This window comes from Streptomyces sp. LS1784, from assembly GCF_020103755.1.
In the GTDB taxonomy this organism is placed as follows: domain Bacteria; phylum Actinomycetota; class Actinomycetes; order Streptomycetales; family Streptomycetaceae; genus Kitasatospora.
In genome coordinates this window covers 1-24621 of record NZ_JAHSQD010000069.1, presented here as the reverse complement: position 1 = coordinate 24621, position 24621 = coordinate 1, and the positions used below count along the sequence as shown (strand labels likewise).

Genomic DNA, 24621 nt, shown 5'->3' with positions numbered 1-24621 from the left:
GCTGCCGCTGCGCGGTGGTGGCCGGCGGTCGCGCTGGACGTCGCTGACGGCGGCGGCTGGGTGCTGGACGTCCCGCAGATCCCGGCCCCGGCCGGCATCAAGCTCGGCGACTGGTTCGCGTGGCTGGGCACCGGGCTGCCGCTGCGCGTCGAGCGCGCCCACCCGGCCGGACGGGGCGGCGACGGCATGGTCTGCCTGACCGCCGCCGCGCTCAAGCAGCTCGGCCTGCCCGCCGCGCTCCCGACCACCGAGAAGGCCCTGACCGCGCTCCAGGCCAAGCTGGCGAAGGCCGCCGCCACGGTGGGCATGGAGATCAGCGACCAGATCGGCCCGGCCTTCCACGCCTTCCGCCGTGCCGGGTCGGCCGGCGGCCCGAAGACCTCGGTCCGGGTCACCGTGGCGCCGTGGCTGGGCCAGGGCGACGGCCGCCAGCAGGCCACCAGCGCCCTCGCGGGCCCGTTGGCCACCGCCCCCGACAGCACCAGGGACGGGCTCACCCTGGCTCGCCGCTACCGGGCCTTCACCGCGGACCTGGGTGTCGCCCCCGGTGCGACGACCGCCTCCACCGCGATGCTGCTCCTGGACGCGGTGCGCCCGCGCGTGGAGTGGGTCAAGGACCAGGCGACGGGGGAGTGGTCCTCGCATCTGCGTGAGGGCGCCCTGCCGAGTGGTGACCTGTGCGTGCCGCCGGCCGCCGGGGCCCGGCACCCGCTCACCCGCGAGCTGCTGGCCAAGGGCGAGGCGGTGTGCGAGGAGGAGGACTACAAGTGGTGGGCCCGCCCCCTCACCACCGAGGAGGCCGGCCGCCAGTGGGCGGTCGCGGTCGACGTCTGCGCCAGCTACCTGTCCGTCACCGACTCCCTGCGCCTGCCCATCGGCCCGCTGACGTACGTGGAGAACCCGGCCTGGGACGGCGGCAAGACCGCCGGCCTCTGGTGGGCGGACTTCACCACCACCGAGGTCGACCCCCTGCTGCCGCACCCCGCCACCTTCCACGGCCAGCCCCCGACCGGACCCGGCTGGTACGCCACCGTGACGGTCGCCTACATGGCCACCACCTACAACTTCGACCCGGCCACCATCACCGCCGCCTACCTGGCCGCCCACACCGCCCCGCTGCTCAAGGAATGGACCGGCCGCATCCGGGGCGGCTACAAGCGCACCTACGCAGACCTGGGCCTGACCGACGGCCAGAGCCCGACCGAGTTCCTGGCCGCCTACGCCGCCCACAAGGACATCGGCACCGACCCGGTGCGCGCCGACGCCCTGGTCCTCGCGGGGACCTACAAGAACATCTACAAGGGCGGCATCGGCAAGTGGGCCGACTCCGCCCGCCACCTGGACGACCAGACGTGGCTGGAGAAGGTCGCCGCCTCCTGGTCCTACGACCCCGCGCTGCGCTTCCACGTCATCGCCGCCGCCCGCATCGCCGCCCACCGCCGCCTGCGCAAGACCCTGCTGCTCACCGGCCGGGCCCCCTTCGCGGTCAACGTGGACAGCTACCTGTACGCCGCCGACGCCCCCTCGCCGCTGGAGCTGCTCCCGGTCAAGGACGACGGCACCCCGGTCCCCGGCGCGCTGCGCCTGGGCATCGCCCCGGGCAGCCACAAGCACGAGTCCTCGATCCCGCTCACGGCCGTGGTCGAGGCGATGGAGCGCCGGGAGCACCCCTCCAAACTGGTCCACCACTACACCACCGACGGCACCGCGATCGGCCAGGAGCAGACCGGTGCCGATGGCGGGGACGCCGGCACCGACACCGACGATGAGGAAGGCGGGAACTGATGGCGGGCAAGGGGTTGTTCGGCCGGGTGCGGGAAGCGCTGTTCCCCTCCCGGAAGGCACCGGTGCAGTCCACGACACAGGCCGGCCAGGTACGGGACCGCAAGTACGGCGGGAACACCAAGGCCATGGCCGCGGCCTACGGCGTCTCGCCGCGTACGGTGCAGCGCTGGATCGACGGTACCCGCCACCCAACCAAGCACATCGACCAGCTGCAGCGCGAGGCAGTCGAGGTGCAGACCACCGAGCGCGGCCGGGAGCGCAAGGCCAAGCAGCTCGCGCAGCGCGGCACGGTCTCCGGGATCGGGGCCCGGGTCGGTCGCACCGTGACGTTCGAGATCCGCGGCTCGGACGCGGTCCGGGCCCGCGACATCCACCTGAACCTGACGGGCGAGCAGGCCGCAGCCCTGGCCGTCGCCGAGGACGAGGACGAGGTGCGCGCCGTGATCGGCCAGGCCCTCGCGGACTACTTCAACGGCGGCGCCGGCTACGGCGGGTTCGGGCCGGACGACTTCGACTTCGACCCCAACGACTTCGACCTGAGCTGACCCACCACAGCGGCGAACGGATAGACCGCCCACAGTGCAGCGGGGGCCCCGCGCTACGGCGCGGGGGCTGAATCAGGAGCTGCTGCGTCGGGTCGAGTTCTCCTGCGGCGGCCCAAAGCTCTCGGGCCGTCTGGTTGAAGATGCATTCACTGTCCGGAAGTACCTGGACGACCAGCGGCAGCGTCTGCGAGACCCACTTTTCATTACGGGCCTCACGCCGCCCCAAGCTCCGGAGACAATCCCGGTACTCGTTGCGAATGATCTCGAAGACGTACGGGCGCTGGCTGAGCCCGTTGCCGTCCGGGAGCAATGCTGGGACCTGGGTTGCGTCCAGGGAAGTGGTGTACGGGTTCCACCTGATCCAGGGGTTTCGTCCCGGTAGTGGGTGTCGCCTGAGAACGTAAGACGGCCACCGGCTGATTCTTCGAGAACGACCAAGCTCTTGAAGGAGATCCGCACGATGACCGCACCGGACAGTCTGCCCTTCGCCGCCCTGCTGGAGGAGAACCTGGCCTCGGCGAGTCCGGACTTGTTGCGCGCGATGGTGAAGGCCTTCGCCGAGGCGATGATGTCCGCCGACATCGACCAGGCCTGTGGCGGCAAGTACGGCCGGCCCGGCGAAGACCGCGTCAACTCCCGCAACGGATACCGGCACCGGGACTGGGACACTCCCCCAGCCTTCGGCCGGGGGTACCCCCAGCGTCGGCACGATCGACCTGGCGATCCCGCGCGTCCGTTCCGGCTCGTACTTCCCCGGCTGGCTGCTGGAACGCCGGCGCCGCTCCGAGCAGGCTCTGATCAGCGTCGTGGCGACCTGCTACCTGCTCGGCGTGTCGACCCGGCGGGTCGAGAAGCTCGCCGAGAGCCTCGGTGTCACCCAGCTGTCCAAGTCCCAGGTGTCGCAGATGGCGGGGCACTTGGACGATCGGGTGGCCGAGTTCCGCAACCGGCCCCTCGACCAGGGTCCCTACACGTTCGTCTGGGTCGACGCGCTCACCCAGAAGGCCCGCGAGGGCGGCCGGGTGGTGAACGTCCACGCCCTGGTCGCGGTCGGCGTCAACAACGACGGCCACCGCGAGATCCTCGGCATCGACATCGCCGCCAGCGAGGACGGGGCCGGCTGGACCGCATTCCTGCGCTCCCTGGTCGCCCGCGGACTGAGCGGGGTCAAGCTCGTCGTCTCCGACGCCCACGCCGGCCTCGTGGACGCGATCGGCGGCGTGCCCGGCCTCGGCGGCGTAGACGAGAAAGACAGCCACCTGGGAGTTCTCGATCCGGCCTGCGGTGCCCGTGTACTGGCGCTGTACCCCGACGGTCGTGGCTCCCTTCTTCAGGTCCCCGGTCTCGTCCACGACCAACACGGCGTTCTCGTCGCGGAGATGGTCGACCACGAAGCTCCGCACGTCGTCGCGGACTCGGTCAGCGTCCCAGGACGCTCGGCTGAGCAGATGCCGCATGCCGGCAGGACTTGCGTCACCGGCATGCTCGGCGATCGTCCAGCAGTTCTTCCGAGGGAGGTCGGCAAGCAGGCCGAGCACGAACGCCCGCGCCCGGCGACGCGGCTCCACTCGGGCGAACCGGCCCGCCACCTTGGCCATCAGGCCCTCGAATGCCTCCTGCCAAACAGCAGGCACTACGCTGGCGTCCGAGGCGGCCGCGTGATCATTGGTTGTCCACACAACACCTAATGATCAACGGAGGCCTCACCTGCTCGGACTCCACCGGAACCAGTAGCCCATCCCGCTGACCCGGTAGCGACCGCCGTCATCGAACCGCATCTCACCCACGAGCCGACGCGCGTCGTCCGGCGCCTGACGGTGGGGTGCAAGCAGTGCGTTCAGTTCGTCGTAGCGGGCGTCGATCCCGCCGTGGCCCGGATGGCTCTCAGGCCCGACCGTCCCTGCCTCATGGCACTCGTTCCACCTAACGAAGATCGCCCACTGCTCGCGCTCCAACTCCACCACAGCCGCGCTTGTGGGCCAGACGCGGTACTCGTCGGCCTCGTCGCCGAGGTACTGGTCATAGCCGTGGAAGTAGTGGGGCTTGCCGTCGATGTCAGCGAGGCCGGAACGAGGCCCGTCGTACCACTCCAACTCGACGTACACACGCTCGAAGCCGTCCGCGATCAACTGCTCTTCGTCCCAGGTCTCAGCCACATGGGCAGGCTACCGGCGAGCCACCCGCCCATCCATGATCACGATCTACGGCTGGAGTACTAGTTGTATTCGAACCAGGTCAGGATGGCCTTCACCCGGCGGTTGTCCTCGCCGGAGGGCATGCCGAGTTTCAGGAAGACGTTCCCCACGTGTTTGGCCACGGCGGCGCCCGAGAGGAACAGCTCTGCCGCGATCTCCGCGTTGGAGCGGCCTTCGGCCATGAGAGCGAGCACCTCCTGTTCGCGGGCCGTGAGCCGGGCGAGCGGGCCCCGCGGCGGGTCGGCGCGGGTGACGTGGCGGACCACCTCGGGGTCGATCACCACTCCGCCGCCGGAGACCGTCTCGACGGCCCGCAGGAAGTCCGCCACTCTGCCCACCTTCTCCTTGAGCAGGTAGCCGACGGCCCCGTCGGCGCCCGGGCCGTTCAGGAGTTCGCGCACGTACGGGCCCGTGACGTAGGCGGAGAGGACCAGTACCGGCAGGTCCTGGTGCCGCGACCGAATGTCGATCGCGGCCCGGAGTCCGTCGTCGGTGTTCCCGGGCGGCATGCGGACATCCGTGATCACCAGGTCGGGGGCGGCTCCGGCGGCGGTGAGGTCGTCGACAGCGGCGACCAGTTCGTCGGCGTCCTCGCATTCGCGGATCACGTCGTGGGCACTGGAAACCAGGATCTCCCGGATTCCGGCGCGTATCAGCAGACTGTCGTCCGCCAGAATGATTCTCACAATCGATTTCCCATCGCTTTTCCCTGTCGAATTCCGTCACCACGGGGGTTGGGCCGGGGCGGATGCCACGACCTCCGTTCCGCCGCCCGGCGGGCTGATGATTTCGAGGTTCCCACCGACGCTTCGCATCCGCTCACGCAGCCCGGAGAGCCCGGATCCGGTGCTGATCCGCGCGCCGCCGGCGCCGTCGTCGTCCACCCGGACGCGGACGCCGCTCTCGGTGCACCGCATCTCGATCCGGGCGCTCCCGACGCCCGCGTGCTTGGCGATGTTCGTCAGGGCCTCGGAGACCGTGAAGTACACGGCCGTGGCGATCGGCGAGGAGAGCCAGGCGTCCGTACCGGTGCTGGTCAGTTCGACCTGCAACGGTGATCTGGCCACCAGTTCCCGGACGGCGGCGATGAGACCGAGATCGCTCAGTTCGCTGGGGTGGATATCGCGCACCGTCTCCCTCAGCCGTTCGAGCGCGCGCTCCGCCTGGGCCTGGGCCTGGCGGGCCAGCTGGACGATCCGTTCCTGGTCGGTGGCCGTCGCTGTGGCTTCCAGGATTCCCAGGCGCATGACGAGGGCGACGAGTTCCTGCTGGGCGCCGTCGTGCAGGTCACGCTCGATGCGCCGGCGCTCGTTCTCGAAGGCCGCCGTCAGCGAGGCCCGGCTGGCGCGGAGTTCCTCCAGTTTCGCGAGCAGGTCGGGGTTCCGGCTCCCCGAGAAGGCCCGCAGGAGCAGGTCGCGGAGCAGGGAGATGCCGGCCAGCGCGCCCACGGTGACCGCACAGAGGGCGATTCCCGCGGGCACCGCCACGAGGGTTTCCCACAGGGCGGCCGGGGTGAACGGGCCGACTTTCGCGGCGATGCCGAAACCCCAGAAGACGGGGGAGAAAACCAGCGCCAGAGCGCCGAAGAATCCGAAGAAGCCCACCAACAGCGAGAGCGCGGACAGGAGCGCGGCGGTGACGAACACGGGGAGGTCGGTCCTCCACACCGACCGTGCCCGCAGCCGACCGGCCACCCACTGCGGCCAGCTGCGGTCGGCGGGTCGCAGCGGCATCGTCCGGACTCCGCACCACTGCGCCCTGGAGCGGTCCAGTTCGGCCACCACCGGAACCGAGACCGGCGCAGCGAGAACGGAAATCAGGAGAATCGGAAAGGCGGCCGCTGCGACGAATTCGGTCAGCAGCCTCCGGGCAACACGAATCTGCGCCATGATCAACATTTTCGCACAGTTCGGATCGGTCGGGCGGTAGATCCAAGTCTACCCCAATAGCAGTGCAGGCACCCGTGCACTCCACTGCCAGGCCCTGCTTTCCTTGATTCATGCCATTTTCCACTACCGCTCCCGTGCCGTGCATTCGTTTGCGCGGCCTTCGGACGGAATTCCCCATTCCCGGCCGCCGGGGCGAGACGACGCGCGTTCTGCACGACATCGACCTGGAGATTCCCGAAGGCCGGCTGACCGCCGTCGTCGGCCCCTCCGGTTCGGGCAAGTCGACGCTCCTGCTCTGCACGGCCGGGCTGGAGCGGGCGACCGCGGGGTCCGTCGAGATCCTCGGGACGGACGTCCGCTCACTCAGCCCCCGCAAGCAGGCCGCGTTCCGCAGCGAGAACATCGGCTTCGTCTTCCAGGAGTACAACCTCGTCAGCTCGCTGACGGTCGAGGACAACATCGCCCTCCCGGCGCGGCTCGCCGGCCGCCGGGTGCCCAGGGCGCGGGTCGAGGACGCCATGGCGCGGCTCGGCATCGCCAAGCACGCGCGGCGACGCCCCGACCGCCTCTCCGGTGGCGAGCGCCAGCGCGTCGCGGTGGCCCGGGTGGTGGCGAACCAGCCGCGGATCGTCTTCGCCGACGAGCCGACGGGTGCGCTCGACCTCAAGTCGGGGCATGTGGTGCTCGACTGGCTGCAGGCGCTTCCCGCGCAGGGGAGCACGGTGCTCATGGTCACCCACGACCCTCATGCGGCCGCGCGGGCCGATCAGGTCGTGGTGATGGGGTCCGGGCGGGTACACGCCGTCATCCCCGGTGGCGACTCCCGCGCGGTGGGCGACGCCGTCCTCGCGGCGCAGTCGGCGGACGAGGCGGGCGGGGAGGAGTCGTGATCCGGCTCGTGCTGTCGGACATCCGCCTGCAGGCGTCGATGTGGTGGTGGACGCTCCTGTGCGCCACGGTCGGCGCGGCGTGCTCGGCGGGCTCGGCCATCGCGATGTTCACCGCCGTCTCGGCGGCGCGGGCAGCGGGTGACGCGCGGATGGTCTCCGCGTCGATCGCCCTCGGCGGCAACATCGTCTTCTTCACCGTACTCGCCGCCGTGGGCATCGTCGCCTCCGCGGTCGGTCTGACGCTGACGACCCAGCGGCGCGAGCACGCCCTGTGGGTGATCCTCGGGATTCCGCGCCACCGGGTCAGGTTCATCCTGCGGACGGAGCTGGTGGTGCTGGGCGCGGTGGCCGGCGCGCTGGCCGCACCGCTCGCCCTGCTGGTCGCGGGTGTCGCCCTCGCGCAGTGGAAGGGGACGGGTCTCGAACTGCACGGGGCCTCGGTCGGGTTCCGGTTCTGGTACGTCGGCGTGAGCGTGCTGTTCGGACTGGTCCCGTGCCTGCTCGGGGGCTGGGGCGTCACCCGGCGGGCCGCCAGGACGCCGGAGATGCGCGCCTTCCGGGACTTCTCCGATCCCCCGGCGCGGCCGGGCGTCGCCCGCGGTGGCCTCGCCCTGTGCCTGCTTGCCGGTGTGGTCGGGATGTGGGTCCCCGGCCTGGGCCTCGAACTCAAGGGCGGGCTCGCCCAGCGGACGGCCTTCGCGTTCGCCGGGAACCTCTTCCTCGTCTGCCTGCTGCTGCTGATGGGGCCGTGGGTGCTCACCCCGCTGATGAAGCTCTGGACGGCGCTGGTGCCCTCGCGCGGCGTCGCCTGGCACCTTGCCGTGCAGTCGTGCCGGGCCCGCGCGACGAGGAGCGTCACCACGGTGCTGCCCTTCGCGCTCTCCCTGTCGTTCGTCGGCCTCTTCATGGTGATGGGGAAGGTCATGCCCGGAGGCAGCGCCGGGCTGGACAACATCCTGGTCGTGCTGGGCTGGGTCTTCGTCGTGTCCTGGGTCGGGGGCCTCGCCGTAATCGCCCTCGTCGGGCGGGAGCGCGCCCGTGACTCCGCCGTCGTGACGGTGGCCGGTGCGCGGCCGGGCGTGGTCACCCGGTCGATGGTCTACGAGGGGGCGATCTACGCGGGGACGGCGATCGTCTTCGGCGCGCTGTTCGTCGCCGTGTCGAGTCTCACCATCGCCCTGGGAGCCCGGATCGACGTCGTCCGGGTCCTGGCGGGCCTCCCCTGGGCCACGCTCGGGGCGCTCGCCGCCGGGACGCTGGTCACCACCTGCCTCGCGCTGGTCCTGCAGGCGGCCCGGGTGTCGCGCACGGTCGCGGTCCGGGCGCTGCGCTCGTGAACCGGGGTGCGGGAATCCACACCGCCATGTTCGTTGACGAAGGAAGAATTCGATGGAACTGACCACGCGCACGCTTCTCGCCTTCGGTGGAGCCGCGCTCCTCGGCCTCGCCGCCACGGCCTGCACCACGGACGGCGCATCGGCCGACGCGACCGTGGAATCGAAGTCCTTCGACTTCGCCGGTGGCAGCCTGACCGTCAAGTCCGGTTCCGCCGACCTCGCGCTGGTGGCCGCCGACATCGAGGGCGTTCAGGTGGAACGACGGGTCAGCGGCAGGAAGGTTGGCGGGGAGGTGGGGTCCGGCTGGCAGCTCGAAGGGGGCACGCTCACACTCTCGCTGGACTGCACGGGGATCTCGGTGGACTGCAGCGCGAAGTACACCGTGAAGGTGCCGCGCGCGGTCGCCGTCACCGCCGAGAGCGGCAAGGGGCGCATCGAGGCCACCGGCTTCACCGCGGACTTCTCGGCCAGGACCGCCGGCGGCGACGTCCGGTTGTCGGACCTCCACGGAGCCAAGCTGGCCCTGGAAGGCGGCGACGGAAGCATCGAGGGCGACGGGATCTCCGCCCGGTCCGTCAGCGTCACGTCGCGGAACGGCAACGTCGACCTGGGCCTGGCCGCCGTGCCCGACCTGGTCGACGTGCAGAGCAGGGACGGCAACGTCGAGCTGGGCCTGCCGGAATCGAAGTACGCGGTCCGCACGGCCGCGAAGAAGGGCGACGTCACCGTGAACGTCGCGAAGGACGACGCGAGCGGCCATTCCGTGGCCGTCAGGACCCGCAACGGCAGCATCGCCATCGGCAAGGGCGGGAAGTCCTAGCCGCCGCGCAGCAACCAGGCCGGAAGCGTTCGATCGAGCGCGAAAGTCGAACAGGAAAGAACGAATGTCAAGCAACTCCCTCTCCGGAATCAGGACACCTCGGGTACGGCGGCGTACAGCCCTGGCGCTCGCCGCTTCGATGACGGCTGCCGTGGCGATGACGGCGTGCTCCCACGACTCCACGGACAACTCAGCCTCTCCGGCACCGGGTGCTACACGGGTAAGCGCCGACCTGCAGAAGCTCATGAGTACCGCGCCGTGGTCGTCGGGCCAGTGGGGCCTGCAGGTCGCCGATCTGCAGACGGGGAAGGTCGTCCAATCCAAGGGCGCCGATTCTCAGTTCATGACCGGTTCGACGGCCAAGACCTTCGCGGTCAGTGCTGCGCTCGATGTCCTGGGTGACGACCATCGCTTCCGTACGCCCGTGGTGCATTCGGGTACGGTCTCCGCGGACGGGCGGCTCTCCGGCGATCTCATCCTGGTCGGGAGCGGCGATCTGGCACTCGGTGGGCGGACCACCGCGTCAGGCGGACTGGACGTCCCCGACTTCGACCACTATGACGCCAACGCCGTACCCGGCATGGCGACCATCACCGAAGAGGATCCGCTGGCAGGTGTCAACGAGCTGGCTCGACAGGTTGCGGCCAGTGGAGTCCGCCATGTCGACGGCGACGTGGTGATCGACAACCGACTCTGGGACCCGGTGTCGATCGGCGGGGTGCCGGTCACTCCGACCATCGTCAACGACAACCTGATCGACGTGCTCATCACGCCGGGCGCACCCGGCGAGCCGGCCAAGGTCGACTGGCGCCCGAAGACGGCCGCCTTCGGCGTCGACGCGCAGGTGACGACCACGCCCGCCGGAAGCAAGCCGACGGTGACGACCGAAAGCGTGAGTCCTGGTCACATTCGGGTGCGAGGTTCCGTGCCCGCGGACGTGAAGGCTCCCTTCGTGACGACCTACCAGGTTCCCGACCCGGCGGCGTTCGCCCGCACCGTCCTCATCGAGGCACTCGCCAGAAACGGCGTCAGCGTATCCGCCCCCTCGCTGGGAGCGAACCCCGACAGCAAGCTTCCTCCGTCGGCGGAAGTGAGCTCGCTGCCCGTATCGGCGACCTACACTTCTCCGCCCTTCAAGGAGTACGCAAAGCTGATCAACAAGGTCAGCCACAACCTCGGGGCGAACCTTCTGCCGCCGCTGATGGCAGCACACAACGGGCAACGAACCTATGCAGACGGCATGAAGATCGAGAAGGAGTTCCTCGTTCGCTCAGGTGTGGATCCGAATTCAGTGAGCCTCGTCGATGCCCAGGGCCTCCCCGGCGACAAGGCGACGCCGACTGCCCAGGTGGCGCTGCTGCGGCACCTGGCACGACAGGACGACTTCGACGTCTTCTACGACTCCATGCCGAGCATGGGCGTCGATGGTTCGCTTGCCGACGTCATCGAGCGCACCGATCCCGCCGCAGGACACATCCGTGCGAAGACTGGCACCCTGGTCAGTTCCTACCAGGGCAAGCTGGCTCTCGGCACGAAGGCACTCGCAGGCTATATCGATGCGAAGGACGGCCGCCGCTACGCCTTCGCGATCTACGTGAACAACATTCCGGTGCCCAGTGACTCCGTGAGCGATGCCATCGACCTCGCGCTCAAGGCCAACAAGCAACTGGGAGCGATGGCCGCCACCATCTACAAGTCGCCCAAGGCGTGATGGGCAGCCCGAGCAGGTGATCGATTCAGCAGCTGGAGACGGATGCCGAAGGCCGGCCGCTTCCATGCCACGCGGCTCGAATCAGGATCGGATGTGGGCCTCAACCGCGCATGACGGTCCGCTGTCGCAGGCGAATCCGAGGGATCGCCGCAACACGTGGTCAGCTGGTCAGGCCGCGAGCAGTGTAGCCAGGCGCTCGGCTGGGGTCTCCCAGCCGAGCGTCTTGCGTGGGCGGCTGTTGAGTTCGGCGGCGACCTCGTCCAGCTCCTCGCGGGTGTGCCTGGACAGGTCGGTACCTTTGGGAAAGTACTGGCGGAGCGGGCAGTCGGTGTTCTCGTTGGAGCCTCGTTGCCATGGGCTGGCCGGGTGGCAGAAGTAGACCGGGACGCCGGCCGCGGTGGATCTCGGTCGGGGTGGCGGGCATGGTGGTGCCTCCGGCGCGTCAGGTGCCGGGCGGGAGGGTGAAGTCGGAGACGGGCGGAAGGTCACGCAGCACCTCGACAACGTGGTCAACTGCCGTGGCCCGCAAACCTGGTGCGGAATTCGGCGTCGCGGGCGTTCAGTTCGACCACCAGCGCGGCCAGCGCCGGATCGTCCGGCGTGCGGTCCGCCTCGATCCGCAGCACCGCGACGCACTCGCGTGCCACCTGCGGCCACTGCGCGTACAGCGCGCGGCTGGGGTTTCGCTGGTTGGTTGAGAAGGTTTCGGGTTGGGGCGGGGCCGGGCGGGTCGGCTCTGGCGGGTGTTTGATGTTGCTGGCGGAGAAGCCGATGGGCGCTGGGCTGGTGGTTTCGCGGATGTGGTGAGGGAGTTGCTGTTCCCTCGAGACGCTTTCTGGGTGTGGCGGGTTTGGTGGGAGCCCGGTAGGTGGCTCTCACGGGGGTGTCCACCCTGCGGGGCTGTTGATCCCTGGGCGCGTCCGGCGAAGGCCGGCAGCTCGGACCCGCGCCACGCGGCCGCGCCCCGGCCCGGCGCCCTCGTTGAACCGCCCGTGAGGCCCTCCTCGTCCCGCCGGGCCCTCGTCCCGGCGCTGCCCGCGCCCCGGTCCCCAGCAGCGCCCAAAGGGCCGCCAGCAGCCGCCCGGACCCGCCCCCGCCACCGTCCCCCGGACCCACCGGCCCACCCAGACACCCCCCGCCTGGCCACGGTCCGCCGAGCAGGCCACCGACGCTATCGGCACGCTGCGCCACGTACGCGCCCCATCCTCAAAGGCACGCTCCACCTCCGAAGCCGGCACCCCGGCGTACCGCCTCGGCCAAGCCAACCGCGTGAAGACGGCCGTTTTCGATAGATCAATTGATCCACCGGTCGAAAGCAAAGGTCATGGCGGTACGAACCAGTTGTTGCTGTACCTCTTCCGACAAGCCGCCGTTGCCCCCAGACACCGTCGGGACGGGTTGGATGAACCAGCACGGGTCTCCGCCGGGCAGCGCGGCGAAGCCATCAAAACGGAGATCACCAGCAATCCATACGACGCCCCGGCCATCCGTCATCCCCCGCCAGACCTGATCCGGTACCTCACCCCGGAAAGCCGCCGCCACAGCACCGTCCGGGGCGAGCAGCAGGAGCCGCTTGCTCGTCTCACCCGGAACCTGTTCCATCCGGCACGGCCACACCTGCCAGGGATGGGCTCCCAGTATCTCCCGCCAGGGCTGTGGTCTCCTGAGGCCGGCCCAGGTCCCCAGCCGTGCGATCCCATATGCAAAGAGGCCGGCCGCAAGACCCGCCGGGAACATCCCCGCAGGCGAGTTGTCTATCAGCCACCCCAGCGCACCGCACACCCCGACAAACCAGCCGATCTGCCCTGGTGACTTGCGGAGTGCCGCCACCCGCTGCTCAACGGCTTGCTCCAGACGCTGCTGCACCTCGGGAGTCATTTCAGCCGCGGACCGCGGTGACACCCGGTATCCGTACTCCCTCGCCAGCATCCCCGACCCCCCACATTGCCCGCCCTGCAGAACCGCTATGAAACCGTCCCCATCCCGCCGGCACAACACCGTCCGGCCGCGCATCGAGCGACCAGACGGTGACGGCCGTGATGACCGCCGCTGCCACCGGCCACTGGCTGCCAGAGTTCGGTGGAGCACAGCCTGCCCCGGTACCACGGGACCAGCGCCGCCGGCTGGATCGCCCTCCTCTACCAGCCGGACGGCGCCAGCCTCCTCGTCGACACCCTCTCCCACCCCAAGACCCACCCCACCGCGGACCTGGCGCTGGACGCCATCCTGCGCGCCCACCAGATCGGGCCGCAGACCTCCGCCCGCTGATCAGACCTCACCAGAGCGCAGGGCCACCGTGGTGGTGACGGGCAACCGCTTCCAGCAGCGCCTGCCGCGCGCCCCACAGCCGGCCCTGCTCGGCGGCCAGGGCGCCGGCCGGCCGCCCGAGCGCGGCCTTCTCCAGCGCCTCCTCCAACGCGGTGCCGGCCTGTTTCCAGTCCTCCAGCTGCCGGATCAGGCTCCGCACGAAGACATCGACGGCCCGGCCCGGGTCCTGCCCGTCCTGGCGGGCCTCCTGGGCCACCTCGCCGAGGACGTCCTCGTCCAGGTCCTCGAACGCCGCCTCCCACCGCGCGGCCACCAACTGCTGATGGCCGACCAGCACGCTCTGCAGCTCGTCGTCGACCGACTCCTGCGACCAGGGAAGCGGGGACCGCGGCGCCCGGCCCACGACGGCGAAGGCCCGGCCGGCGACGCCCGGCCCCAACCCGGTGCCGCTGCGCCGAGGGCGGGGCGAGGAAATGCTGCTCACCCCCGCTCCAACGCCGACGGCCCCGGACTCGTCACCCCGAGCCGCCAACCCGGCGGCGCGAGGCCGGCCGACCCGACGTGCCCAAGGCCCGCCCGGCGAGGCGAAAGAGCCCGCCGCAGATCCCCGGGTGTCTCCCCCGGGGCCGTCCTCGGGTGCTGCCCCGGGGTAAAGCGTTGACTGGCCTTTCAGCGCATGGTGACCCTGTACGACGCCCTCACTCCGAACGAAAGCCCAGACCCCAGCCCCGATCCCCTAGCTTGCTGTCCTGGGAGTGCATGGCCACCAGGGCCCTGCGACGACTCAGGGCGGTTGGCCATATGAATCAGAAGACCGCGGGTGCAGCCGGGTGCCTGCTCGCCGGCCTCGGCGCAATGGCTGGGCTGCTGGTGTGGGCGCCACGGGCCGCGTTCAGCATTGATGGCGGGTTCGAGGGCCATGCCCGCGATCTGAGCGTGCTCTTCGTCGATCTGCCGCTCATACTGCTCGGTGGCACGATGGTTCCGCTCTTCACCTGGACGCTGATCACGCGACGGACGGGGCGTCCCTGGATCACGGTGCTCACGACCCTGACTGCACTCGCTCTCGGAGTGTGGGGGCTCATCGAGTGGTACACGCCGCGCCAGCACCCAGACCCCGGTTACACCGGTCCCGGGCTTTGATCCCGGAGCCTTCGACCTCCTTCTGCCAACGGGCGAGGTCGTTGCACGCAGGCGGTCAGAGCCGCCGGGTCGCCGGGCAGACCGGTGCGAACGGGTGCACTGCGGAAGCTGGACGAGGAACTCGCGCTCCCCAGGGGCGTGCAGAGGACGAGGACTGCTCCTCGTTCCCGGCGTCCTCGATGCGCAACAGCGCCCGACACGTCGACGGCCTTCTCGTCCTCCACCGCGGGCGCCGCGGCGGCGGGCCGCGGCTTCGGCTGATGCATGATCAACTCCTTCGGGGCTGGACACTGGAATGCGGCGGTCGGCCGGCCGGCCGCCGGCGGGAGGACCGCGCGCCGCCCGGTCGCCCCCGCAAGGACCGCGGTGCTCGGGGTGAAGGGTGGCGATTTCAGTCGCAGTCGTGCGGTGGCCGGTCGGCTGGCACGGTGCGGGCCCGCGCGGGCGGGCGACGGTGCCGCACGCGTGGGCCCGCGGTGCTGCGGCAACGCCGTAGTCCGGTGCGGGGTCCCGGATCAGAGGGGGTCCAGGGCGAGGCTGTGCCGGGAGAGCGGGTTGCGGGCCCGCTGCATCAGGGCTCGGGTCCGGTCCAGGGCGGTTGACGCGGAGTCGGAGCGAAGGAACACGTAGAGGTCCAGCCCTTCGTCGGACAGGAGAACGGTGAGGTGCTCGATCCCGTCCGAAGGCAGGGCGTGAGCCCAGATCAGGTCCTCGACGACTGCGGCGACCGTGGATGCGGGAGGGCTGTTCTGCAGGCTCCTGAGGCGTGCGACCACGACCTGCATGCGGCTCAGGCCCGTCCGATCGTCGGGGGTGCCGCGGGTGGGGAGGCCGGTGCCGCGACGGCCGGGGGTCGGGGTCCCGAGGTGACGACGGGGCGCGTGGGGGGAGGGCGGAGCACGACTGCCTCCTGGGGGAGTGGGGGCCGGAGCAGGTCCGGAGTGGGGTCCGGAGTGGGGGCGGCCGACTGGGAGCCGACGCGACGGGGAGCGGATTCTCTCCTTCCGATCTCCCGATGGTTCGTCATCCTGATGCTTCGGTCGGGCCGAAGGAACGGGCACGGGCTGGCATCAATGGGACGGGCCGGTTGGTGCCATCGACCCGATTGGCGATTATGATCGTCAGCGGCGGGGGAGCCGTGACAGCGAACTGGGAGCTCGGGGGAACACGTGCTGGACGTTTTCGGCCTGGACACGCAGACGGAGCGCGTCTACCGGCAGATGTTGGAGGGGAACCCCGGCGGCGTCGCCGAACTCGCGAGGCGGACCGGCACCACGGAGCCGAGAGTGAGGGAGGCGCTCGACCGGCTGGTCGAACTGGGACTCCTGGCACCGTCCCGGGAGACGGTCGGCGGTCTGCGCGCCGTCAGTCTCGAAGTCGGGTTGGAACAACTGGTGCGTCGACAGGAGGAGGAACTGGCCAGGCGCCATCACGAGCTGGCGGCCAGGAAGGCGGCTGCGGCCCGCGCCATCGCCGAGTACGCGACCCTGCGTCCCGACAGCGAGCAGGAAGGCAATGAGCGTCTGCTGGGACTCGACGCCGTTCATGCTCGGTTGGAGGTCCTCACCGGGCGGCTCAGTGAGGAATGCCTGTCGATCATCCCGGGCGGTGCCCGGCCCGAGGTGAGTCTGGAGGCCTCCCGTCCCCTCGACGAACAGGCCCTGGGCCGACAGGTGCGGATGCGTGTCGTCTATCAGGAGAGTGTCCGCAACGACCCGGCGACCTTCGCGTACGCACAGCGGACCACCGAGCGCGGTGGCGAGGTCCGTACGAGTCCCGTGCTGCCCGCCCGGCTCCTGATCTTCGACCGGACCACGGCCCTCGTCCCGATCGACCCGGAGAACCCCCGGATCGGTGCCCTGTGCACCAGCTCCCCCGGCATGGTGGCAACGCTCGTCGCGCTCTTCGAGCAGACCTGGGAGGCGGCGGTCCCGCTGGGCGCGGCCTGGGACCGGGGACCCGAGGACGGGGTCAGTCAGGGGGAGCGCGAACTGCTCAGGCTGCTGGCGTCGGGCCTGACCGACGAGGTCGTCGGCAGACGCCTGGGGGTGTCGATGCGTACGGTGCGCCGGCACATGGCGGCGCTGATGGAGCGTCTGGAGGCGGCCAGCAGGTTCGAGGCGGGTCTGAAGGCGGCTCAGCGCGGTTGGCTGTGAGCCGGGCGGTCACAGTCGTTCGTGGATCCGGATCCGCGCGTGGATCACACCCCGGAGCGGTCCCGACCCGGTAGCCGCTCCTCCGCGGGCTCCCCGTCCGGGGCGAGCGCGCGGTAGGCGTTCGCGACGGCGAGCAACCTGGCGACCTCCTCGCGCGGTGAGCGCCCTCCGGCTTCGGCCCGGAGGATCGCGGGCAGGGCGGGGACGGGGAGGTTCCGGGCCCGGTGCCGCAGGGCCGTACGCAACCAGCGGGCTTCGACGCGGGCCAGGTCCTCGTCCCGGTCGCCGTCCGCGTCAGGCCGGCCCGCCGCAGGCCCGTGCGGGACGGGCATGCCGTCGAGCGGGAGCGGCGCCGCTTCGTGCGGGACCCGCTCTGCTCCGCCCGGGACGACCTCGGTGCCGTCGCGCAGGATCAGCGCCGCGTCGCGCAGCGCGAACGCGCGGTGGGTGAGGTCGACGGAGCGATCGCCGAGGGTCGCCAGGTCGCGCAGCCGACCGCGTGGGGTGCCGAGCGCCACCTGCGGCACGGCCGCGGTGACGTCCGCCCAGAGCGGATGGGTCCGCCACAGCACGTACTGGTCGCGCACCCAACCGGCGAAGGAACCCGCCAGCGGCAGGGCCAGGCCGATCGCGAACAGGATGATCATGACGGCGGGCAGCAGTTCGCAGATCGTGTCGGTGAGAGGGACCGGGGTCCCGTCGGCGTCGAGCTGGGTGGCGTCCCCGCTGGTCAGCACGAAGTAGACGCGGTACAGCGTGTAGACCACGCCGGTGGCGCCGGCCGCCGCCAGGCAGGTGACCCCGGCCCGGACGGTGCCGCGGGGAACGCGCGCCCGGTTGGACCAGAAGAGAACCGTCGCCTGCGCCGTCGCGACCGCGAAGACCGTGTTGAAGACCCCCAGATAGAGCTCGACCCCGGGATCCCCGTAGTGTGCGTCGATCCCGAACGCGCCGTCGTAGTCGTGGGGGAGGACGAGGAAGAACAGCAGGGTGAGAACACCGGCGGCGGCCCCGGCGAACAGCAGCCGCACCCTCGCGGCGCCGGGCGGCTGCGGCCGACCGCGGACTGCCTGGACGTACTCCAGCAGGAAGTACGCGGCCGCCACCCCGGCGAGGTGCTTGACCAGCAAGGTCACGTCACGGACGCCGGTCAGGTCTGCGAGCGCGGTCTCGACGGCGGCCGGGCGCACGCTGACCCCGACCGCGATCGCGGCGAAGCTGCCCCAGAGCGAGCGGTTCGCCTTGCCGGCGAAGGCGGAGCGGGCCCTCCAGAGCACCACGCCCCAGGTGAGTGCGGGCAACAGCCAGGTGAACAGCGGGCGCATCAGGGGCTCTTCCTCCACCAGTGGGTGCGTGTCGCTCCCCGCAGGCTCTCGATCAGTCGGCCGGGTACGGCACCCGGCTCGGTCTCCGCTCCGAGCAGGCCGGACAACAGCAGCGCGATCATCTCCGCCTCCTGCTCCTCGGCCGTCTCGTAGCTGGTCCGCCCGGCGCCGAACACCTCGGCGATCAGTTCCGGGGCCAGGTCCGGCAAGAACGCCGCCAACCGGGACAACTCCAGGGAACCGCGGTGCCCGCACAGAACGTGGCCGAGCTCGTGAAGCTTGATCAGGTCCTGATGGGCTGGACTGGTGCGCTCCTCGTAGTAGACGAGGTCGACGCCGGGCAGCGCGATCCAGAGGCCGCAGGGCAGGTCGGTGCCCTGCGCGGGCATGGGCTCCAGGAGGATCGGACGCTGCCGGAGGTCCTCCAAGGAGTTCCGGAATCCGTCCACGGTGAAGGGAACGGGCAGGGACAGGTCGGTGAGCCGCCGCTCGCAGCGCCGGCGCAGGCCGGGAGGGAACGCCACGGGGTAGGTAGTCCTTCCGGACGCGGGGGGACAGAGGGGGGATGGGCGCGGGGTGCCGGGAGGCGGGAAGGACACCGCTTCCGCAGCCCCGGCCGTCGGGCGTCCGGGACGGCGTCCGCAGGCTCGGCTCAGTCGTCCTCGCTGGATCCCTTGCCGCGTTCCGCGCCGCGTTCCTCGACCTGCCGGAGGTTGTCGGCGAGGGCCAGGAGCACGTTCAGGCTGCCGTTGGAGAGCGCTGAGGCCCGCTGGAGGAGGTTGATGACCCCGTCGTTCCCCAGGGCCCGGCGCAGCTCGCCGATCTTCTCCAACTGGTCCAGCTGCTCGTCCACCACGGCGGCCTTGACATCGTCCAGGAAGTAGCTCGCGCCGGCGCTGATGCCGAACCCCCGACCCAGCCAGTCGAGTGTCTCGACCGTGGGGTTGGAGGCCTGGCCCTTCTGATTCAGACCGAGGTGCAGATTGCGGACGGTGTCCCGCGAGATGACGTCCCGCCCCGCCAACTGGTTGATCCGGTCGGCGATCTCCCGGTACGCCGGCGGCCGCCCACCGCACCTGGCCGCTTCCCGGGCCATGAGCTTCTCCAGTCGGCGGGCGATGCCGGCGGCGCGGCCGGACGGCTGATCAGGTCCGCCGGTCACTTCTGCCTTCACTTCGGCCCCCTCCTCGAATCCCGTCACGATACCCGACGCCGGTCCACGTCCGCCCACGGACGGTCGGCGCCCGTGGAACACGCCCGGGCGGGTTCGGTCCCACTGATGACCCGCGCGGACACACCCACGTCGACGCGGATCGGGGCCGCCTGACACAGAGGCCGCCAGCCACGGTTCTCGCCCGCCGCACAGGCCGCCTGCCACGAGCAGCTGCCAGCCGCTCCCGGCCCCGCTGGCAGCAACGTGCCAGGGACGCTTCCGTCCACCCGAACGCTCTTCCGTCCGCCCTGAGCTGCGGCGAAGCTGGTGACCGCCGCCGGGGAACACCGCTTCGGGGGCCGACGGACCGGACGAAGCGTCACCGCGGAACGCGATCCGGATCCACCGCACCGATGCCTTCCCTCGCCCGTGCCCGCGCTCTGCCGAGCGACCACCGATCACTGCCGCCGCCGAGTCCGATCGGGGTGCCGCCACGTCCGGCGTCCCCGCTCGGGAAGGTGGTTCCGCCTTCACCGGGTGACGGGGCGGCCACCGTTCACCACACCCGCCCACCGGAACCCCCGCGTCCCGTTCCACCACCTCGCGAGCCTCTTCCACCGGGGCGCTCGACCGCCCTCGACCCATCGCGACCCGACGTTCCACCGCCGCTCGTCCGCCTGCCGACAGGAGTATTCGTCATGTCCGTGTCCACCGCCCGCCGCCGCGGCGCCGCCCTCGCCCTCGCCACCGCGATCGTGCCGGTCAGCCTGGCCTTCGGCGCAGCCTCGGCCCACGCCAGTGTCGGCTCGAACATCACGGGCATCGCCCTGGCCAACAACTACAAGACCGCCTGCGCGACCAACAGCGCCGGGACCACCGGCTTCTACTCCAGCTGCACCGGCAACGGCGGCCAGCCCGAGAACTGGTGCGCGGACTTCGCCAAGTGGGTGTGGGCGAAGGCCGGTGTCAACGTCTCAGGCCTGACCCCGGCGGCCGCCAGCTTCGCCAAGTACAACGGCGGCCTGCACAGCACCCCCCACGTCGGCGACGCGGTCGTGTTCGATTACAACGGCGTGGCGAACCGGGCCGAACACGTTGCCATCGTCACCGAGGTCGGCAACGGCCAGATCAAGTCGATCGGCGGCAACGAGGGCGGCCAGCGCGGCAACTTCGCCGCGACGTCGCGGGTGCGCCTGGACGGACCGTACAGCTCGGCGCTCGGCTACAGCTCCTACATGGGCCAGTCGATCAGCGGCTACGTCTCCCCGATCGGCGGCACGGACAACACCCCGGCCCCCGCCCCGGCGCCGACCCCGGTGGCCAAGGACGTCACCAACCTGTTCGCGATCGGTTCGGGCGGGAGCGTCTTCAACGCCGGCGGCGACTTCGCGTCCGGTGCCTGGAGCGCCTTCAAGCTGGTCCCCGGCAACAGCGGCATCCAGAAGGTCTCCGCCGTGCAGATCGGCTCCGTCGTCCACCTGTTCGTCATCGGCTCGGACGGCACCGTGTACACCGCCGACGGCGACACGGCCACCGGCTCGTGGAGCGCCTTCCAGCCGGTGCAGGGCAACAGCGGCATCCAGCAGATCACCGCCACCGCCGTCGGCAGCACCGTCCACCTGTTCGCCATCGGCTCGGACGGCACCGTGTACACCGCCGACGGCAACTACGCGACGGGTTCCTGGAGCGCCTTCCAGCCGCTGCAGGGCAACAGCGGCATCAAGAAGATCACCGCCACCTCCGTGGGAAGCACCGTCCACCTGTACGCCGTCGGCTCCGACGAGCGGATCTACACCGCCGACGGCGACTACGCCACCGGCACCTGGAGCACCTTCCAGCCCCTGCAGGGCAACAGCGGCATCCAGGAGATCGCCGCCGTCACCACCGGCACCACGGTGCGCCTGTTCGCCACGGGGTCGGACGGCACCGTGTACACCGCCGACGGCAACTACGCGACCGGCACCTGGAGCACCTTCCAGCCGCTGCAGGGCAACAGCGGCATCAAGAAGATCACCGCCAACGCCGTCGGCAACACCGTCCACCTGTACGCCGTCGGCTCCGACGACCGGATCTACAACGCGAACGGCGACTACGCGACCGGCTCGTGGAGCACCTTCCAGCCCCTGCAGGGCAACAGCGGCATCCAGGAGATCACCGCCACCTCCGCGCTCTGATCCTCGCGGGCGTCCCGTACCGGCGGCCGCCGCCACGGTGACCGGTGCACGACCTCCACGGCCCGGCCCCCGGGGGATCCACCCCGCGGGGCCGGGCCCGAGCCAGGTGCCACCGCACACGCCCGCCCCTGCCTTCCGTGCCGGCCCCGCTGCCCGCACACCGCATTCCGTACCTCGTACTTGGCCCCGAGACCAGGAAGAACCGCACCCTCGTGAGCAAGCAGTTCCGCAAGCTTCTGCCCGCCGCCGCCGCCGTCGCGCTGCTCTCGCCCCTGGCCGTCACGGCCGGCCCCGCCCACGCCGCACTCCAGCCCGACCGCTCCTGCGGGACCGTCACCGACGCCGACAGGTCGGCCGCCACGAGCCTGAACACCGTCCTCACCGGCAAACTCGCCCACGCCATGACCGCCTACCGGTTCTCCTGCGCCCGGGCGATCGTCGCCGCCACCCGCGCCCACGACCTGCCCGACCAGGCCGCCGTCATCGCGGTCACCACCGCGATCGTCGAGTCCGAACTGCGCAACAACCCCAACGTCCTCGACGCGACCAGCGTCGGGCTGTTCCAGCAGCAGACCTGGTGGGGCAGCACCGAGGAGCGCCTGGACCCGGCCTACGCCACCAACGCCTTCCTGGACGGAATGCTGGCGGCCTACCCCAACGGCAGCTGGAAGACCCAGCCGGTGGGCGTCGTGTGCCAGAAGGTCCAGCGCTCCGCCTTCCCCGCTGCCTACCAGCCCCAGGCCGCGGACGCCCAGCGCATCGTCGCCGCGATGACGACCGCGCCGGCTCCCGCCCCCGCGCCCGCCTCCAAGGCACGGGTCAGCACGATCGGCTCCGACGGGGCGCTCTACGCCACCGACGGCGACTACGCCGGCACCGGCTGGTCCGGCAACTGGGCCCCCCAGGGCGGCACCGGCCTCAAGGCCGTGGCGAGCGCGGTCACCGGCAACACCATGCACGTCTTCGCCCTCGGTTCCACCGGTCGCGTCTACACCAAGGACGCCGACTACGACACCGGCCGGTGGACCACCACCTGGCAGGAGGTGCCCGGCGGCGCCGAGGGCGCCGAAGCCGTCAGCGCCACCACCATCGGCAACCGCGTGCACCTGAACATCATCGGCTCCGACCGGTCGCTCCACACCACCGACGCCGACTACGCGGGCACCGGCTGGTCCGGAACCTGGGTCCCCCTCGGCGGCACCGGTCTCAAGGCCCTCGCCAGCACCGTCACCGGCAACACCATGCACGTCTTCGCCCTCGGTTCCACCGGCCGCGTCTACACCATGGACGCCGACTACAGCACCGGGCGCTGGAGCGACTCCTGGCAGGAGGTCCCCGGCGGCGCCGCCGATGCCAAGGCCATCACCGCCGCCGCCACCGGCAACCGCGTGCACCTGAACATCATCGGCTCCGACCGCTCCCTCTACACCACCGACGGCGACTACGCCGGCACCGGCTGGTCCGGCAACTGGGCCCCCCAGGGCGGCACCGGCCTCAGGGAAAGGGTGGCGAGCGCGGTCACCGGCAACACCGTGCACGTGTACGTCCTCGGTTCCACCGGTCGCGTCTACACCAAGGACGCCGACTACAGCACCGGCCAGTGGACCACCACCTGGCAGGAGGTCCCCGGCGGCGCCGACGACGCCGACGCGATCACCGCGAGCACCACCCGCTGACACCCGCCCGCCGAGGCCCTGCTTCGCAGCGCGCGAACCGGGAGGCGGCCGGCCGGGGGAACAGTGTGCCCCTTCCCCCGGCCGTCGCAGCACGCGCTGACGTCCGCCCACCCCGGTCCCACCCCGGTCCCTCCCCGGCGGCGGCGCCCCGCGGCACCGCCGCGGGGCGTACCCGGGCGGCGGAACTTCCCGACGCGTTCGACCCGGTTGCGGGTGCGGAGCTTGTGGTCGGTCCACGAACTCCTACTGATGGGACGACAGGTACTCCTCGCTGCTGTGCGGCCGGCAGTGACTGCCCGGGTCGCTAGTGCTGTGACCGCATACGTTCGCCGGGTTGCTGGATCACGCGGCGAGGAGGGGTCTGCCGCCCCATCGGATGCCCTTCTCGCTGCGGACGCGGGCGCGCTCGCGGCGTTGGGCGGCCAGGACGTCGGGGTGGCGGGCGTTGGTGTTGCGCCAGCGCAGGTAGGCGTGCAGCGCGCGGGTCTGGACCGTGTGGTTGGGGTGGTTTGAGTTTGCGAGGGTGAACTGCCGCAGCGGTCCGAAGTGCGCCTCGATCGGGTTGGCCCAGGAGGCGTTGGTCGGGGTGAAGCACAGGTGGACGTTGTGCTTCTCCGCCCAGCGCAGGATCTTCCTGCCGTTGTGGGCGGAGAGGTTGTCCAGGATCACGTATACCGGGGCGCCGTCGGAGCGGGCGGCCCGGATCGATCTCAGTGCGGCCAGGGTGTTCGCGGTGCCCTTGCGGCGTCGGTTGACGCCCCACAGGGTGTCGTCGCCGACCGAGTAGCAGCCGTGGAAGTAGGTGACTCCTTGGGTGCGGTGGTAGGTCGCCGGGAGCCGGTCGGGCCGGTTCTGTTCGGCCCAGCAATTGCCCGCGGTGGGGCGGATGCCGAGCGGGCCGAACTCGTCGAACGCGAACGTGCGGTCGGGGAAGCGCTCCAGGGCGCGTTCGATCCGCTCGATCTTGGTGTCGAAGTCGGGGTCGGTGGACTCCTTCCAGGTCTTGGTGCGCTGGAAGGTGATGCCGCGCCGGGCGAGGAGGCAGCGCAGGGCCTCGCGGCCGATCCGGATCACGCGGCCGTGGATCTTGCGCAGGTAGGCGAGCGGTTTGCGGATCGACCAGCGGGTGAAGGGCTGGCCGAGCCGGGTCGGGCGGGTGGTGGCCGTCTGGACGACGAAGTCCTCGTCGTCAGGACTGAGATGGCGGGGACGGCCTCCCGCCCATCGAGGGTCCAGGCAAGCCAGGCCGATCTCGTTGAAACGGTGGATCACATCCCGCACCGTGTCCTCGTCCGCCTGAACCAGCTGGGCGATCACCGGGACTCGGTTGCCGCCGGCCGAGGCCAGCAGCATCATCGCCCGCCGGTAGCGAACCGTGCTTGTGCTGCCCCGACGCACGATCCGCTGTAACTGCTGGCCTTCCTGGTCCGTGAGTCTGCGAACCCTGACCGGCTCCGCCACCGGGCCCCCTTCCGAGCTGAACGTCTCACGACATCCAACCGGCCGAAGGCCCTGCGGCGCCAACCCGGTGAACCTATGCGGTCACAGCACTAG

At 70.8% G+C, this 24621-nt stretch carries 22 protein-coding genes and 3 pseudogenes; 12 read left to right on the top strand and 13 right to left on the bottom strand.

Annotated features, from left to right (window positions below):
• The 3 genes and pseudogenes from KS423_RS11635 to KS423_RS11625 form a co-directional block, all read left to right on the top strand.
• The coding region (locus KS423_RS11635; protein WP_224278009.1) for a hypothetical protein at window positions 1-1785 on the top strand (1785 nt) is incomplete at its 5' end.
• Complete coding sequence (locus KS423_RS11630) at window positions 1785-2330, top strand: hypothetical protein (RefSeq protein ID WP_224278007.1); 546 nt, start codon at window positions 1785-1787, stop codon at window positions 2328-2330. The genes KS423_RS11635 and KS423_RS11630, both read left to right, overlap by 1 nt.
• A gap of 460 nt (window positions 2331-2790) precedes the next feature.
• Window positions 2791-3559, top strand: a pseudogene (locus KS423_RS11625) (IS256 family transposase); the annotation flags it as partial.
• Here the strand turns inward: KS423_RS11625 and KS423_RS11620 are convergent.
• From KS423_RS11620 to KS423_RS11605, 4 genes and pseudogenes are all read right to left on the bottom strand, one after another.
• Window positions 3545-3928 (bottom strand): annotated as a pseudogene (locus KS423_RS11620) (transposase); the annotation flags it as partial. The pseudogenes KS423_RS11625 and KS423_RS11620 sit on opposite strands and share 15 nt — an antisense overlap.
• Before the next feature lie 105 nt (window positions 3929-4033).
• The gene (locus KS423_RS11615) at window positions 4034-4486 is read right to left on the bottom strand and encodes a hypothetical protein (protein ID WP_224278005.1); all 453 of its coding nucleotides are present in this window, start codon (window positions 4484-4486) and stop codon (window positions 4034-4036) included.
• A 59-nt stretch (window positions 4487-4545) separates the two neighbouring features.
• Window positions 4546-5214: a response regulator transcription factor gene (locus KS423_RS11610; protein ID WP_308020173.1), complete on the bottom strand. Its 669-nt coding sequence runs from the start codon at window positions 5212-5214 to the stop codon at window positions 4546-4548.
• Between the two features lie 33 nt (window positions 5215-5247).
• Window positions 5248-6258 carry a sensor histidine kinase gene (locus tag KS423_RS11605; protein ID WP_224278001.1) on the bottom strand — a complete coding sequence of 337 codons (1011 nt, stop codon included), beginning with the start codon at window positions 6256-6258 and terminating at the stop codon, window positions 5248-5250.
• 305 nt (window positions 6259-6563) lie between these two features.
• Between KS423_RS11605 and KS423_RS11600 the strand changes: the two genes are divergently transcribed.
• The 4 genes from KS423_RS11600 (at window position 6564) to dacB (ending at window position 11172) form a co-directional block, all read left to right on the top strand.
• On the top strand, window positions 6564-7304 hold the full coding sequence (locus KS423_RS11600) for an ABC transporter ATP-binding protein (RefSeq protein WP_079136449.1): 741 nt from the start codon (window positions 6564-6566) through the stop codon (window positions 7302-7304).
• The gene (locus KS423_RS11595; RefSeq protein ID WP_224277999.1) at window positions 7301-8641 is read left to right on the top strand and encodes an FtsX-like permease family protein; all 1341 of its coding nucleotides are present in this window, start codon (window positions 7301-7303) and stop codon (window positions 8639-8641) included. The genes KS423_RS11600 and KS423_RS11595 overlap by 4 nt, the downstream gene beginning before the upstream one ends.
• Before the next feature lie 52 nt (window positions 8642-8693).
• Window positions 8694-9461: a DUF4097 family beta strand repeat-containing protein gene (locus KS423_RS11590; protein ID WP_224277997.1), complete on the top strand. Its 768-nt coding sequence runs from the start codon at window positions 8694-8696 to the stop codon at window positions 9459-9461.
• Between the two features lie 64 nt (window positions 9462-9525).
• Entirely contained in the window at window positions 9526-11172 is a 1647-nt protein-coding gene (gene dacB / locus KS423_RS11585; RefSeq protein ID WP_308020172.1) for a D-alanyl-D-alanine carboxypeptidase/D-alanyl-D-alanine-endopeptidase, read from the top strand.
• 168 nt (window positions 11173-11340) lie between these two features.
• Here dacB and KS423_RS11580 read toward each other — a convergent pair.
• From KS423_RS11580 to KS423_RS11570, 3 genes and pseudogenes are all read right to left on the bottom strand, one after another.
• Window positions 11341-11574 (bottom strand): annotated as a pseudogene (locus tag KS423_RS11580) (IS30 family transposase); the annotation flags it as partial.
• A 107-nt stretch (window positions 11575-11681) separates the two neighbouring features.
• A complete protein-coding gene (locus KS423_RS11575) occupies window positions 11682-11840 on the bottom strand; it encodes a hypothetical protein (RefSeq protein ID WP_224278011.1) in 159 nt (52 codons plus the stop codon).
• Window positions 11841-12465: 625 nt separating this feature from the next.
• Window positions 12466-13038, bottom strand: a complete 573-nt coding sequence (locus KS423_RS11570) for a hypothetical protein (RefSeq protein ID WP_224277995.1) — start codon at window positions 13036-13038, stop codon at window positions 12466-12468.
• Window positions 13039-13251: 213 nt separating this feature from the next.
• On the opposite strand from KS423_RS11570, the gene KS423_RS11565 reads away from it, so the two are divergent.
• Complete coding sequence (locus KS423_RS11565; protein WP_224277993.1) at window positions 13252-13440, top strand: hypothetical protein; 189 nt, start codon at window positions 13252-13254, stop codon at window positions 13438-13440.
• A 7-nt stretch (window positions 13441-13447) separates the two neighbouring features.
• On the opposite strand, the gene KS423_RS11560 is transcribed toward KS423_RS11565, so the two are convergent.
• Complete coding sequence (locus tag KS423_RS11560) at window positions 13448-13924, bottom strand: hypothetical protein (RefSeq protein WP_224277991.1); 477 nt, start codon at window positions 13922-13924, stop codon at window positions 13448-13450.
• A 317-nt stretch (window positions 13925-14241) separates the two neighbouring features.
• On the opposite strand from KS423_RS11560, the gene KS423_RS11555 reads away from it, so the two are divergent.
• On the top strand, window positions 14242-14583 hold the full coding sequence (locus KS423_RS11555) for a hypothetical protein (protein ID WP_224277989.1): 342 nt from the start codon (window positions 14242-14244) through the stop codon (window positions 14581-14583).
• A 515-nt stretch (window positions 14584-15098) separates the two neighbouring features.
• On the opposite strand, the gene KS423_RS11550 is transcribed toward KS423_RS11555, so the two are convergent.
• Entirely contained in the window at window positions 15099-15368 is a 270-nt protein-coding gene (locus tag KS423_RS11550; RefSeq protein WP_224277987.1) for a hypothetical protein, read from the bottom strand.
• A gap of 384 nt (window positions 15369-15752) precedes the next feature.
• Between KS423_RS11550 and KS423_RS11545 the strand changes: the two genes are divergently transcribed.
• On the top strand, window positions 15753-16739 hold the full coding sequence (locus KS423_RS11545; protein WP_224277985.1) for a helix-turn-helix transcriptional regulator: 987 nt from the start codon (window positions 15753-15755) through the stop codon (window positions 16737-16739).
• A 44-nt stretch (window positions 16740-16783) separates the two neighbouring features.
• On the opposite strand, the gene KS423_RS11540 is transcribed toward KS423_RS11545, so the two are convergent.
• The 3 genes from KS423_RS11540 to KS423_RS11530 all read right to left on the bottom strand — a co-directional run bounded on the left by KS423_RS11540 (window position 16784) and on the right by KS423_RS11530 (window position 19238).
• Window positions 16784-18082: an MAB_1171c family putative transporter gene (locus KS423_RS11540; RefSeq protein ID WP_224277983.1), complete on the bottom strand. Its 1299-nt coding sequence runs from the start codon at window positions 18080-18082 to the stop codon at window positions 16784-16786.
• Window positions 18064-18588: a hypothetical protein gene (locus tag KS423_RS11535; protein ID WP_224277969.1), complete on the bottom strand. Its 525-nt coding sequence runs from the start codon at window positions 18586-18588 to the stop codon at window positions 18064-18066. The genes KS423_RS11540 and KS423_RS11535 overlap by 19 nt, the downstream gene beginning before the upstream one ends.
• Before the next feature lie 128 nt (window positions 18589-18716).
• Entirely contained in the window at window positions 18717-19238 is a 522-nt protein-coding gene (locus tag KS423_RS11530) for a hypothetical protein (protein ID WP_224277967.1), read from the bottom strand.
• Window positions 19239-19915: 677 nt separating this feature from the next.
• Here KS423_RS11530 and KS423_RS11525 point away from each other — a divergent pair.
• Together KS423_RS11525 and KS423_RS11520 are read left to right on the top strand one after the other, a co-directional pair.
• On the top strand, window positions 19916-21391 hold the full coding sequence (locus tag KS423_RS11525) for a CHAP domain-containing protein (RefSeq protein WP_224277965.1): 1476 nt from the start codon (window positions 19916-19918) through the stop codon (window positions 21389-21391).
• 212 nt (window positions 21392-21603) lie between these two features.
• Window positions 21604-23067: a hypothetical protein gene (locus tag KS423_RS11520; RefSeq protein WP_224277963.1), complete on the top strand. Its 1464-nt coding sequence runs from the start codon at window positions 21604-21606 to the stop codon at window positions 23065-23067.
• Between the two features lie 342 nt (window positions 23068-23409).
• Here KS423_RS11520 and KS423_RS11515 read toward each other — a convergent pair whose 3' ends face one another.
• The gene (locus KS423_RS11515) at window positions 23410-24528 is read right to left on the bottom strand and encodes an IS630 family transposase (protein WP_224277961.1); all 1119 of its coding nucleotides are present in this window, start codon (window positions 24526-24528) and stop codon (window positions 23410-23412) included.
• Window positions 24529-24621: the final 93 nt, after the last annotated feature.

Bases quoted from the DNA above. Each gene is read 5' to 3' on its own strand.
- KS423_RS11605 (WP_224278001.1), bottom strand. From the start codon at position 6,258: ATGCCGCTGCGACCCGCCGACCGCAGCTGGCCGCAGTGGGTGGCCGGT.
- KS423_RS11525 (WP_224277965.1), top strand. From the start codon at position 19,916: ATGTCCGTGTCCACCGCCCGCCGCCGCGGCGCCGCCCTCGCCCTCGCC.
- KS423_RS11630 (WP_224278007.1), top strand. From the start codon at position 1,785: ATGGCGGGCAAGGGGTTGTTCGGCCGGGTGCGGGAAGCGCTGTTCCCC.
- KS423_RS11555 (WP_224277989.1), top strand. From the start codon at position 14,242: ATGAATCAGAAGACCGCGGGTGCAGCCGGGTGCCTGCTCGCCGGCCTC.
- KS423_RS11590 (WP_224277997.1), top strand. From the start codon at position 8,694: ATGGAACTGACCACGCGCACGCTTCTCGCCTTCGGTGGAGCCGCGCTC.
- dacB (WP_308020172.1), top strand. From the start codon at position 9,526: ATGTCAAGCAACTCCCTCTCCGGAATCAGGACACCTCGGGTACGGCGG.
- KS423_RS11550 (WP_224277987.1), bottom strand. From the start codon at position 15,368: ATGCAGGTCGTGGTCGCACGCCTCAGGAGCCTGCAGAACAGCCCTCCC.